General features: G+C 72.9%; 13 protein-coding genes. 11 read left to right on the top strand and 2 right to left on the bottom strand.

Annotation, left to right across the window (positions count from 1 at the left end):
• Nucleotides 1-22 precede the first annotated feature (22 nt).
• The 7 genes from Apa02nite_RS10260 to Apa02nite_RS10230 are packed head-to-tail and all read left to right on the top strand — an operon-like array spanning nt 23 to nt 6,694.
• Nucleotides 23-751, top strand: coding sequence for a sugar phosphate nucleotidyltransferase (locus Apa02nite_RS10260; RefSeq protein WP_203824826.1), 729 nt, complete (start codon nt 23-25; stop codon nt 749-751).
• The gene (locus Apa02nite_RS10255; protein ID WP_203824825.1) at nt 748-1,647 is read left to right on the top strand and encodes an NAD-dependent epimerase/dehydratase family protein; all 900 of its coding nucleotides are present in this window, start codon (nt 748-750) and stop codon (nt 1,645-1,647) included. The genes Apa02nite_RS10260 and Apa02nite_RS10255 overlap by 4 nt, the downstream gene beginning before the upstream one ends.
• A gap of 11 nt (nt 1,648-1,658) precedes the next feature.
• Complete coding sequence (locus Apa02nite_RS10250) at nt 1,659-2,651, top strand: glycoside hydrolase family 191 protein (protein ID WP_239164229.1); 993 nt, start codon at nt 1,659-1,661, stop codon at nt 2,649-2,651.
• Nucleotides 2,652-2,689: 38 nt separating this feature from the next.
• A complete protein-coding gene (locus tag Apa02nite_RS10245) occupies nt 2,690-4,003 on the top strand; it encodes a nucleotide sugar dehydrogenase (RefSeq protein ID WP_239164228.1) in 1,314 nt (437 codons plus the stop codon).
• Nucleotides 4,000-4,968 (top strand): NAD-dependent epimerase/dehydratase family protein, encoded by a 969-nt coding sequence (locus Apa02nite_RS10240; RefSeq protein WP_203824824.1) that lies wholly within the window; start codon nt 4,000-4,002, stop codon nt 4,966-4,968. Before Apa02nite_RS10245 ends, Apa02nite_RS10240 begins: the two co-directional genes overlap by 4 nt.
• Nucleotides 4,965-5,675: a putative glycoside hydrolase gene (locus Apa02nite_RS10235; protein ID WP_067699595.1), complete on the top strand. Its 711-nt coding sequence runs from the start codon at nt 4,965-4,967 to the stop codon at nt 5,673-5,675. Before Apa02nite_RS10240 ends, Apa02nite_RS10235 begins: the two co-directional genes overlap by 4 nt.
• Before the next feature lie 59 nt (nt 5,676-5,734).
• Complete coding sequence (locus Apa02nite_RS10230; RefSeq protein ID WP_203824823.1) at nt 5,735-6,694, top strand: hypothetical protein; 960 nt, start codon at nt 5,735-5,737, stop codon at nt 6,692-6,694.
• Nucleotides 6,695-6,787: 93 nt separating this feature from the next.
• On the opposite strand, the gene Apa02nite_RS10225 is transcribed toward Apa02nite_RS10230, so the two are convergent.
• Nucleotides 6,788-8,002, bottom strand: coding sequence for a WD40 repeat domain-containing protein (locus tag Apa02nite_RS10225; protein ID WP_203824822.1), 1,215 nt, complete (start codon nt 8,000-8,002; stop codon nt 6,788-6,790).
• Between the two features lie 138 nt (nt 8,003-8,140).
• On the opposite strand from Apa02nite_RS10225, the gene Apa02nite_RS10220 reads away from it, so the two are divergent.
• Both Apa02nite_RS10220 and Apa02nite_RS10215 read left to right on the top strand, forming a co-directional pair.
• On the top strand, nt 8,141-9,265 hold the full coding sequence (locus tag Apa02nite_RS10220; RefSeq protein WP_203824821.1) for a hypothetical protein: 1,125 nt from the start codon (nt 8,141-8,143) through the stop codon (nt 9,263-9,265).
• 75 nt (nt 9,266-9,340) lie between these two features.
• Entirely contained in the window at nt 9,341-9,949 is a 609-nt protein-coding gene (locus Apa02nite_RS10215) for a response regulator transcription factor (protein WP_203824820.1), read from the top strand.
• 64 nt (nt 9,950-10,013) lie between these two features.
• Here the strand turns inward: Apa02nite_RS10215 and Apa02nite_RS10210 are convergent, their stop codons facing one another.
• The gene (locus Apa02nite_RS10210) at nt 10,014-10,571 is read right to left on the bottom strand and encodes a hypothetical protein (RefSeq protein ID WP_203824819.1); all 558 of its coding nucleotides are present in this window, start codon (nt 10,569-10,571) and stop codon (nt 10,014-10,016) included.
• Between the two features lie 194 nt (nt 10,572-10,765).
• Here Apa02nite_RS10210 and Apa02nite_RS10205 point away from each other — a divergent pair, with 194 nt between their 5' ends.
• Complete coding sequence (locus Apa02nite_RS10205) at nt 10,766-10,996, top strand: hypothetical protein (RefSeq protein WP_067699589.1); 231 nt, start codon at nt 10,766-10,768, stop codon at nt 10,994-10,996.
• 86 nt (nt 10,997-11,082) lie between these two features.
• The gene (locus tag Apa02nite_RS10200) at nt 11,083-11,859 is read left to right on the top strand and encodes a hypothetical protein (RefSeq protein ID WP_203824818.1); all 777 of its coding nucleotides are present in this window, start codon (nt 11,083-11,085) and stop codon (nt 11,857-11,859) included.
• Nucleotides 11,860-11,951 lie beyond the last annotated feature (92 nt).

The following is an 11,951-nucleotide window of genomic DNA, read 5'->3' as shown; positions in this document are numbered from 1 at the left end:
CCGACTGGGAGGTAGATGTGCTATGCACGCGGTGATCCTCGCCGGCGGCAAGGGGGTGCGGCTGCGGCCGTACACCACCACGCTGCCCAAGCCGTTGATGCCGATCGGTGACCACCACGCGATCCTGGAGATCGTCCTCAACCAGCTGTCCGACTGCGGGTTCCGGTCGGTGACGCTGGCGATCAACCACCTCGGCGCGCTGATCCGGGCGTTCGTCGGCGACGGCGCGCGCTGGGGGCTGCGGGTCGACTACGTGGAGGAGGACCGGCCACTGTCGACGGTCGGGCCGCTGTTCAACATCCGGGACCGGCTGCCCGAGCACTTCCTGGTGATGAACGGCGACGTGCTGACCGACCTCGACTACGGCGACCTGCTGCACCAGCACGAGCTGTCCCGGTGCGGGCTGACCGTGGCGATCGCCGAGCGCACCCACCGGGTCGAGTTCGGGGTGCTCGACGTGGAGTCGAGCCGGATCGTCGGCTTCCGGGAGAAGCCCAGCCTGCGCTACCAGGTCAGCATGGGCGTCTACGGGATGTCCCGGAGCACGCTGGCGCCGTACCAGCCCGGCCGGTCGTTCGGCTTCGACCAGCTGGTGCTGGACCTGCTGGCCCGCGGCGAGCGCCCGGACACCTACCCGTTCACCGGGTTCTGGCTCGACATCGGCCGGCCCGAGGACTACGACCAGGTCAACCGCAGCTTCGCCGAACTCAAACCCGTCTTGTTCCGTCAGCGTCAGGAGGAACCGGTATGACCTCGCGAGTGCTGTTGTTCGGCTCGTCCGGCTTCATCGGGGCGCACGTGCGCGCCGCGCTGGAGGCCGATCCGGACGTGACCGAGCTGATCAGTCCGGGCCGGGACCGGTACGACCTGGTCGACGGCAACCGGGCCGGCCTGATCGCCCTGCTGCGCGAGATCACGCCGGACGCGGTGATCTGCTGCGTCGGCCGGCTCGGCGGTACGAACGAGGAGCTGACCCGCGCCAACACCCTGGTCGCGGCGAAACTGCTGGACGCGGTCGAGGCGGCCGCGCCGGACGCCCGCCTGGTGCGGCTCGGCTCGGCCGGCGAGTACGGCGTGGTCCCGCACGGGCACGCGGTCACCGAGACCGACCCCACCGAGCCGATCAGCGCGTACGGGCTCAGTCACCTGGCCGGCACCCGGCTGTTTGCGCTCGCCGCGGCGGCCGGCCGGGTCGACGCGGTGTCGGTGCGCGTGTTCAACCCGATCGGCCCCGGCCAGTCCGGTGAGAACGTGCTCGGCCGGGCGCAGCTGCGGTTGCGCGAGGCGGCGCAGCTGGGCTCCTCGGAGATCGTGCTCGGGCCGCTCGGGGCGTACCGGGACTTCGTCGACGTGCGGGACCTGGCCGCCGTGCTGCGCTCCGTGGTGCTGGCGTCCGCGCTGCCGAGCCGGATCTACAACGCCGGCAGCGGGCAGGCGGTGACCGTGCGCTCGGCGGTGCAGCTGCTGGCCGAGCAGGCCGGGTTCACCGGGGAGATCCGCGAGCACGGCAGCGGGGCGCAACGCTCCGCGGCGGTGGACTGGATCCGGGCCGACATCGGGCGGGCCGAGGACGAGCTGGGCTGGGTGCCGGCCGTCGACCTGGCCACCTCGATCAAGGACATCTGGTCGACCGGGGCGCCGGTGTGAGTCCGGCCCGGGTGTCCTTGCTGGTCGTCACGGCGGTCGCGGTGGTGGCGGTGGTCGTGCTCGGGATCGTGCAGGCCACCCGGCCGGTCGGCAGGTCGGCGGCACCGGTGGCGGCGTCCACCGCCCCGTCCGCCGTGCCATCCCGGTCACCGTCGCCGAAGCCGTCGCCGACTGTGAGGAAGACCGAGCCGCCGGGGCTTGGCTCCTGGGCGTACCAGCTGCAGGACTATCCCCGAGGCCGGCTCGACCAGCTCGCCGCCGGCCCGGCCGGCCTCGTCGTGATCGACCTGGCCCGGGACGCGGACACCGGTTACTTCTCGGCCGCCGAGATCGACCGGGTGCGCGCCACCGGCAAACGGGTCCTGGCGTACTTCGAGATCGGCAGCATCGAGGACTTCCGGCCGGAGTACCCGGTGCTGCGGCGCGACGCCGCCGACCTGATCGCCAACGAGTGGGCCGACTGGCCGGGCGAGTACTTCGTCCGCTACTGGGATCAGCGCTGGTGGGACCGGGTGGTCCGGCCCCGGGTGGATCAGGCGTTGCGCGCCGGCTTCGACGGGGTCTACCTGGACACCCCGCTGGCGTACGAGGAAATCGACCTGACGGCGGCGCAGGGCCGCGACCGGGACGCCCTGGCCCGGGCGATGGCCGGGCTGATCACTCGGATCAGCCGGTACGCCAAGGACCGGCGCCCGGACTTCCTGATCGTCCCGCAGAACTCCCCGGAGCTGCGCCACCAGCCGGGCTACACCGCCGCGATCGACGGCATCGCCATGGAGGAGCTGTTTTTCCAGGCCACCGACCAGCGGTGCACCGAGGACTACTGCGCCGAGAACCTGGCCGAGACCAGGGCGCTGCGCGACGCCGGCAAGTTCGTGCTCAGCGTCGACTACGCCACCCGGCCCGCCGACGTCCGCGCCGCCTGCGCGCGGTACCGGGCCGAGAAATTCACCGGGACGGTCACCGTGGTCGACCTCGACCGCACCGCCCCGCCGTGCCCGTGACCGTCACGGCACCGCACCACCATCCGAAGGGGGACCACATGCCTATGACGATCGGGGTCGTCGGCCTCGGCTACGTCGGGCTCACGCTCACCGCCGCGCTGGCCGGCAAGGGCTTCACGGTGTACGGCGCCGACGTGTCACCGAAGGTCATCGAGACCCTGGCGCAGGGCCGCTCGCACATCTTCGAACCCGGCGTCGAGGAGATCTTCCGGACCGAGGTGGGCCGCCGCGTCCACGTCGCCGCGGAGCTGCCCCGCGACACCGTCGACGTCGCCGTGATCAGCGTGTCCACACCGGTCGACGAGGCCACCCACCGGCCGAACCTGGCCAACCTGGCGGCGGCGGCCCGGGCCGTCGCGGCCACCTGCCGGCCCGGCACGCTCGTGGTGGTGCGCAGCACCGTGCCGGTCGGCACCAGCCGCGCGGTGGTGCTGCCCGAGCTGCGCGCCGCGTGGGGCGACGAGGTCCGGCTGGTGATGGCGCCCGAGCGCACCATCCAGGGCCAGGCGCTGCGCGAGCTGGTCGAGCTGCCGCAGGTGATCGGCGGGCTGGACGAGGCGTCGCTGCGGCTGGGCGTGGAGTTCTTCGCCGGGCTGGCGCAGAGCATCGTCGAGGTGTCCACTCTGGAGGCCGCCGAGCTGGTGAAGCTCTCCAACAACTGCCACACCGACCTGATCTACTCGTTCGGCAACGAGGTGGCGCTGATCGCCGAGCAGCACGGGCTGGACCCGCTCGAGGTGCTGCGCGCGACGAACCTGGACTATCCGCGGCCCGACCTGTCCAAGCCCGGGTACGTCGGCGGCGGCTGCCTCTCCAAGGACCCGTACATCATGCTGGAGAGCGCCGGGGACTACCGGCCGTACCTGGTCGGGCGGGCCCGGGAGCTCAACGAGTTCCTGCCGGTGCACGTGGCCGAGACGGTCGTCCGGCTGCTCCGCGAGACCCGGGGCGAGACGCGCGGGACCCGGCTGGCGGTGCTCGGGTGGGCGTACAAGGGGTGGCCGCCCACCGACGACATGCGCGGCACCCCGATCGCCACCATGATGCCGATCTTCTCGGCCGCCGGGATCACCGTGACCGGCCACGACCCGATGGTCACCCCGGACGTCATCCGCCAGTACGGCGGCGAGCCGGTGAGCCTGGACAAGGCGTTCACCGACAGCGACGCGATCCTGGTGATCAACGACCATCCCGACTACCGGGCCATCGACGTGACCGAGGCGCTCGGCGGCGCCCGTCCGGCGCTGATCTTCGACTCGTGGCGGATCCTGGACGGCGCCGCGGTCCGCGCGGCCGGCATCCGTTACGCCGGTCTCGGCTACCTGCCGCGCGACGAGGAGGTGGCCGCGTGACCGCCCTGCTGCTCGGTGGCGCCGGTTTCATCGGCCTGCACCTGGCCCGGCGGCTGGTCGCCGACGGGCACGAGGTCACCATCGTCGACGACTTCTCCCGTGGCCGGCAGGACGCCGACCTGGACGCGCTGCGGGACCATCCGTCGGTCCGGGTGGTCTCCGCGGATCTGACCGATCCGCAGACGTACGCGGTCCTGCCGCACGGCTGGGACCAGATCTACCTGCTCGCCGCCGTCGTGGGGGTACGCAACGTCGAACAGGACCCGGCCCGGGTGGTCCGGGTGAACACGCTGGTGGCGATGCACCTGCTGGACTGGGTGGCACCCGGTGAGCGGGTCTTCTTCGCCTCCACCAGCGAGGTCTACGCCGGCGGGGTGGACGCCGGCGTGGTCGGGGTGCCCACCGCCGAGGACGTCCCGGCGATGATCTCGGACATCACCGCGCCCCGGTTCGCGTACGCGGTCAGCAAACTGCTCGGTGAGGCCGCGTTCCTGCACACCGCGCGGGCCCGCGGCTTCGACGTGGTCGTCGGCCGGTTCCACAACGTCTACGGACCCCGGATGGGCGCCGACCACGTCATCCCGGAGATGGCCCTGCGCGCGGCCGGTGGCGAGGACCCGTTCCGGGTGCCCGGCGCCGACCAGTACCGGGCGTTCTGCCACGTCGACGACGCGGTCGAGGCGATGGTGCGGCTGATGGCGGCGCCCGCGGCGGCCGGTCAGATCGTGCACATCGGCAACGACCGGGACGAGACCAACATCGGCGACCTGGCCAAGCTGGTCCTGCGGGTGGCGGACGGCAACGCCGCGATCGAGGCGTCGCCGGCGCCGCCCGGCTCGGTGCACCGGCGCTGCCCGGACCTGACCCGGCTGCGCGAGCTGACCGGCTACGAACCGGCCGTCACCCTGGAGGAGGGCGTCCGGTCGACGTTCGCCTGGTACCGCGCGCACGGGCGGCCGTCATGACGTCGCCGGAGCGCAGCGGACGCCCGCCGATCTGGTTCTACTACGGCGCCGGCCGGCTCACCGACCTGGCCGAGTACCCGAAGGTGGTGCTGCAGCCGGAGTTCTACAACTCGGCCGAGCTCGCCTACCTCGCCGAGAAGGGGGTGCAGACCCTCGGTTACCTCTCGCTCTCCGAGGACCAGGGCCCGCCCGCGCCGTGGCAGCGCCCGGAGCGCAACCAGGACTGGGGCGGCGCGTTCGTGCACGTCGGTCACCCGCAGTGGGTGGCGCACGTGGTCGAGCAGGCCAAGGCCACTGTGGACGCCGGGTTCTCCGGGCTGTTCCTGGACCAGCTCAACGTCGAGCTGACCTTCCCGGAGGACGTGCCGCACCTGCTCACCCTGATCGCGGCGATCCGCAACGAGGTGAAGCCGGGTTACCTGCTGGCCAACCGCGGTTTCGGCATGCTGCCGCGGCTCGCCGAGCTGGTCGACGGGGTGCTCTTCGAGTCGTTCTCGGCCCGCTGGACCGACGACGGCTACGCGCCGTGGCCCCCGGACGTGCTGGAGTTCCACGCGCAGATCGCCGAGCAGCTGTTGCAGCTGCAACTCGACCTGTACGCGCTCGACTACGCCGACAGCCCCGGCCTGACCGACTTCGCCGTCCGGCGGGCCCGGCAGTTCGGCATGCACTGTGCGGTCAGCGACCGGGCACTGTCCCGGGTGTGACCGCCACGCTCCACTGTGGTTCGCCATCGGCTGTCGTACCCGGCGGATAGCATCGCGCGATGCAATCGACCTATGTGACTTTTGCCGCGCAGCCGCCGCCGGCCGCGAACGCCGTCCTGCGCATCGAGCGGGGCGGCGTTCGCGGCGGGCATCTCACTCTGGACGCCGACGGCTCGGTGGAGATGACGTTCGACGTCCCGGCGGCGGACGCGGGCGGTGAGGTCACCCTGGGGATCGTGGCGCTGGTGTCGAAGCTGGGTGGCTCGTCCGGCTTCGCACCGCTGGACATCACGGTCAACGACCGGTGCCTGGTGCACGACTGGCGCATCCCGGGCGGCGGTGACCTGCCCCAGCACATGGACTTCGCCGTCCCGGCCGGCCGGCTGCGGCCGGGGGCCAACAAGCTCCGGCTGGCCACCGCGCCCGAGGCCGCGAGCATGCTGTGGCTCTACCGGATCACCGTCGACGCGGTGTTCGACCGCGGCCGGTCCGCGCGGGCCATCGACCGGCGCGAGGCCGAGGCGCCGGTGCTGCTGTTCGAGACCCGCCTGCTGCCGGCCGACGTCGATGACGACGACGAGGCGTGGCTGCCCGGTCCGGAGGTCATCGCGTACGTGGACCGCGGCGAGCAGAGTTCGCTCGAGCACCTGGCCTGGGCGGACACCACCGGCGCGGAGTACGCGGTCACCCTCACCGCCGAGCTGGACGCGTTCTACGGCTGGTGCCGGCCGGCCGGCGCCGGGGCACCGCACGAGTTCCGCGGCTCGCTGACCGAGCGCCGGCGGGCGTCCGGTGCGGCGCGCCGGTTCGCCACGGAGGAAGGCTGGGGCGGCGGCTGGCACGACTCCAACGGCATCACCCTGGCGATCGGCGCCGGCCCGGCGCCGCTGACCCGGGCGAGCTGGCGTGACAAGCGCGGCAACACCGCCACGGTGGCGTTCACCGACGCCGGCTTCCTCGGCACCTACCAGCGGGTCGGCGAGGGTGCCATCGGCTACCGCGGCTGGCCCGGCAAGTGACGGCCTGAGCCCCGGCCGGCAGCCAGCACTCGCTCGCGACTCGCACCGTACCCGTCGCCGGACGGGCACGGTGCGAGGTCGTCATCCCGACGGTCAGCGCGCGGCCTTGGCGGGCAGGCGCCACAGCCGGACCTTGCCGTCCGCGCCCGCGGTGATCAGGCGCTTGTCGTCCGGGCTGATCCGCAGGGCCCAGACCGGCCCCTTGTGCCCGGTCAGCGGCGCGCCCACCGGGCGTCCGGTCGCCGGGTTCCACAGCCGGACGGTCCCGTCGTCGCTCCCGGTGGCCAGCAGCTTCCCGTTCGGGCTGAACCGCATGGCGCGCACCGGTCCGGTGTGGCCGGTGAGCGGCTCCTCGGCCGGCCGGTGCGTCGCGGTGTCCCACAGCCGCACGGTGGCGTCGTCACCGGAGGAGGTGGCCAGCAGCGTCCCGCCGGGGTTGAACGTGATCGCGTACGCGGGTCCGGGGCTCACGGTCAGCGGTGTGCCGGCGGGTTCGCCGGTGGCCGGATCCCACAGTCGTACGGCGTTGCCGGCGTCCGAGGTGGCCAGGAGATCACCGGCGCGGCTGAACGTCATCGCGTACACCGGGCCCCGGCGTGCGGTCAACGGCTCGCCGATCGGCCGGGCGGTGCTCGCGCGCCACAGTCGTACCGTGTCGTCGGCGCCGGCGGTCGCGAGGAACCGGCCGTCCGTACTGAAGACGACCTTGCTGACCGCGCCGGTGTGCCCGGTCATGACGTGCAGCAGGTCGCCGGTGCCGGTGTCCCACAGCCGCACGGTGCCGTCGCTGCCGGCGGTGGCCACCTGCCGTCCGGTCGGGCTGAACACCACCGAGCGCACCGGCCCGGTGTGTCCGGTCAGCGGCGGTACGGATCGCTTGCCGGAGGTGGCGTTCCACAGCGACACCTCGCGGTCGCCGGCGACCGCGATCAGCGTGCCGTCCGGGCTGAACTCGATCGAGCGGATGGTCCCGGTACGGGCGGCGAGCCGCGGCCCGGCCCGGTGACCGGTCGCCATGCTCCACTGCCGCACCGTGCCGCGGCTCATCGTGGCGAACACCTTCCCGTCCGGGCGCACGGTGATCATCCCGGCGGCGCCGGCCACCACGGCGCGGGCGCGGATGCCCGCGACTCCGTGGGGCCCGGCGGCGGCCTCCGTGGCCCGGCTGTGCGCGACGAGCCCGGTGCTCGGTGCGGCTGCCGACGCCGGGCCGGTGTGCGCGACGGTGGTGCCGGCGAGCGCGAGCAGCCCGATCGTGGCCGTGGCGAGGGCCCGGCCGGTAGTCGTCACATCTTTTCTTCTGGTCATTTCCGCACGGTATAGACCCTTTAGTCCGGTTGTTCGACGCCTGGGGTGCGGTTCATCCGGCCGGGTGCGGCAGGTCCGTGCCATCGATGTGTGTCAGCGCATCCGGAGTGGGTACCCGAGATGGTGATGCTGTGCGGAGTGGCGAGAGGAGAGCGCGGTGCGCCCGGGGTGACCCGGCGCGGTGTCCGCCTGCTCGTGTTGCTCGGCCTGGCGGTGGCGGCGTATCTCGTGCTGACCCTTTTTGATCACGCGGCGCGGGCCGACGAGGGGCTGGCCGATCGGCTGCCCGGCACAGCGGTTCCGGCCGACGCGGTCAAGGCCGCGACCGCCGACGTCACCAAGATCGCCCACGAGCCGAAGCGGTCCGTCCCGAAGCAAACCGCACCGAAGCAAACCGCACCGACGCGGTCCGTGCCGAAGGTGGCTGTTCCGAAGCCGTCCGCTCCGAAGGTCCACTCGCAGAGCACCCACCGGCCGAGGATCACCACGCCCGAGGTTCACGCACCGAAAACCCCGGCCGCAAAGAAGCTCCACACCCCGAAGCTCCACACCCCGAAGCTCCACACCCCGAAGCTCCACGCGCCGCTGAAGATCCCGTCGGCGGAGGTCCGGACCGGTGAGACGGTCCGGCGAGTGCGGGCCGGGACATCGAAGCTTCGTCAGACCCTGTCCGATGCGGTCCAGGAGGCGGCCCGAGGCGCGGTGACCCCGGCGCGAACGCTGGTATCCCGGCAGCCGCTGCCGACCCTCGCCCCGCTGCTTCCCTTGCCCGACCTGACCGCGCTGCGCGACCTCGCGCCGATCGAACTCCCCACGCTGCCGCAGGTCGAAGTCCCCGCGCTGCCCGATCTGCCGCAGGTCGAGCTCTCCACCTTGCCGGAGCGCCCTGCCCTGCCGCCGCTGCCGGGCCCGGCGCCGCCCCGGCCGCCCGTGCCCGCACAGATGCACCTGCTTGCGCAGGCGCCGGCTTCCGGGCTGCCCGGCGTGACCGAGCCGCCGGCACGGCAAACACCAGTGACCGAGCCGCCGGCTCTGCATCCTCCACTGCGGACATCGCCGTCCCCGGCGACCCCGCTCCCGGCGCAGCCCGCCGGCCACCCGACCCCCGGCGGGCAGGCGCGTGACTCCGGCGGCGGCACCGCGCCCGTGATGGGCACCCTCGCCTCCACCTGGTGGCCCGAGCTCGCGGCCGCCGGCCGCCGCGCGGCCATCGATCTTCTCGCGTGCGGACGCACCGTCCGCCACGCGGGGCCTCCCAGCTGACCGACCCTCCCGCAGGAAACCGGCCGGCATCGTCTCCGGCCGCCCCGAAGCTCTGTTCCTGGCTGGGAGGCCATCGTGATCCGCATTCTGCTCGTCGAACCCTTGCCCCTGCTCCGCGGCGCCCTGGCCGTGACGTTGTCCCGGGAGGACGACCTCGACGTGGTCGCCGACCTGGGCGCGCTCGGCCCGGCGCCGGACATGGCCCGTGCGGTGAAGCCCGACGTGGTCGTGGTCAACATCGCGCTGCTGGCCGGCGACGGACTGGAGACCCTCGCGCGGCTCACCGCCGAGCAACCCGGGTGTGCCACCCTGGCGCTGGCCGGCCCGGACGAGTCGGTGCTGCTCAACCGCGCGGTCGGCCGGCTCGTCGACGGCGTCGCCAGCACCCGGGCCGCCCCGTGTGAGCTGGTCAGCGGCATTCGCCGGCTGGTCCGTGGCGAACGGTCCATCGACGCGGGCCTGGCCGTGGCGATGGTGGCGGCCCCGCGCAGCCCGCTGTCCCCGCGTGAGATGACCGTGCTCAGCGTGGTCGCGTCCGGGGTGCCGTCCGCCGAGATCGCTGCCGAGCTGCACCTGAGCGCCGGCACCGTCCGCAACTACATCTCGGCGATCCTCCACAAGACCGGTGCCCGCAACCGCCTGGAGGCGGTCCGCCTCGCCGAGAGCGCCGGCTGGCTGCCGTGACCGGCCGGGCCGCGACGAGGGCGCAGCCGCACCTGGCGGGGTGCGGCTGCGCCGGTCGGTCCGGTCAGAGCCCGCCGAGCTGGCCGAGCAGGGCCAGGATCGCGTTGAGCAGCGCGGCCAGCCCGCCCGCGGCCGGGGTGCCGTCGAGCAGGTGGACGATCGCGCACAGCAGGTTGCCGAGCAGGTTGCCGGGCGCCTGCACCGCGGTGATCAGCAGGTGCACCTGGTTCAGGTCGACCACCAGGCCGAGCAGGTCGAGGTGCAGGGGTCCGAGGACCAGGTTCAACACCTGACACGTCGCTGCCGCGACGGTCACGGGCATGCTGACGGTACGGGAGACTGAGCCGAGCGTGGCGCCGGACGCGTCAGTGACCGTTCCGGCCAGCACCCCGGTGGCCAGCAGGGTGCCGTTCTGCGTCGAGAACGCCGCGGGGGTGAAGGTGCCGGCGAAGGCGCCGCCGTTCTCCGCCGTCCCGGTGACCGGGGTGGCGAGGGCGGCCACCGGTCGCGGCGCGGCCGGGGCGCTCGGTGCGGCACTGGCCGTACCCATGCCGGTGAAACTGAGTCCGAGTGCCGCGACGAGTGTTGCTGCGATCATCGAGAGCCGTTGCCGAGTCATCATGGTTCGCTCCTGCCGATAGGGATCCGTTCGGGTGGGACCTGTCATCGACAAGCCTCGTTGCCGGCGCGGGTCCGACCCAGTGATCGCTGTCATCGGGACCGCTGACAATCGTCATGTTTGCCGCGCCGACGTCACCCGGTGGAGCCGCGCGCGTCGGTCCTTCCCGGCGATCGCCGCTGCGTACCGTGTCCTACATGATCGGGAACGTGGCGCGCGGTGTGTTCAGCCGCTGCCTGCCCGTTCTCGTGGTGGTTCTGCTGGCTGTCGCCGGGTTGTGGCGCGGCCTCCCCGCTGAGCGGGTGAGCGGGACCCTGGTCGGCGACGCGGTGACCGCATCGGTGGTCGCCGATCGCACGCGGGTCTTGACGGCGCAGAACACCGCTGCGGCCGGTGCCTCTCGTGCGCCGCCCGTCACCGCCGCCTGACCGCTTCCGTCGTACCGGAAAAGCTTTTTTGTCGGCCGTGAGTCGGCCGCCCCCCTTTTTTCTCGTCTCCCGTGAGGATTCCGCCGGTGAACTTTCTGCCGCAGACACTGCTGAGCGAACCGATGACCCTGCTGATGACCTGGATGTTGCTGCTGGTGGCGGCGTTCCCGGCGGTGATGCTGCTGGCGAGCCCGCAGGCGGTGCACCGGCCGGGCCAGCTGGTGATGGCGGTCGTGGACGTGCTGCGCTGCCACCTCGAGGCCCGGGAACAGGCCCGGCGCGAGGCCGCGGCGGCGGCAAGGTTCGCTGCTGAGGTCAAAGCTTCATCGGTACGAGCGGACGAAGCTGTCCGATTCCGTCAGGACCTCTGGCGCGAGTCCGGGCAGCACGCCGGTGACACCTGGCTGACCTGGCAGGCGGCCGAGGAGCAGGTGGTGCGCGGGCGTGCCGCGGCGGCGTTCACCGCGCCCTGGGCCGTGCGGACCCCGGCCGAGTACGCGGAGCGGAAGCGGTTCCTGCACCGGAGCGTCCGGGACGCCGTGCACCGCGCCGACCTGCCGACCGCCGCGTTGGCCGCCGCGCTGGCGGGCCGGGACGGCTGGGACCCGCAGTTGCACCCGCTCGAGCAGGAACTCGTGGTGCTCCGAGCCGTCGCGGAGCACCGGCGGTGGTGTCACCAGCAGGCCACCGCCGCCGAGGGGACCGCCTGGGACGACATCCAGCGTGCCGTCGTGGTCCGCGACCGGACGCGGGCGGAGGCCGTCGCCGCCGCGCACCGAGCCGCCCAGCACCGGCTGCGCCCGATCCACGAGCACTGGACCCTCCCGGCGCTGCGCCTGACCTGGGGCCATCAGCTGGCCTGAGGGCGCCTTGCCCCGCCTCTTACCCGCCTCTTACCCGCCTCTTGCCTGCCGGACCCTTACCTGCCGGACCTCTATCGGCCCGGACCCTTGTC

Origin of the sequence: Actinoplanes palleronii (assembly GCF_016862315.1) — a bacterium.
In the GTDB taxonomy this organism is placed as follows: Bacteria; Actinomycetota; Actinomycetes; order Mycobacteriales; family Micromonosporaceae; genus Actinoplanes; species Actinoplanes palleronii.
The sequence above is the reverse complement of the archived record's forward strand: the minus strand, read 5'-3'. Positions and strand labels throughout refer to the sequence as shown.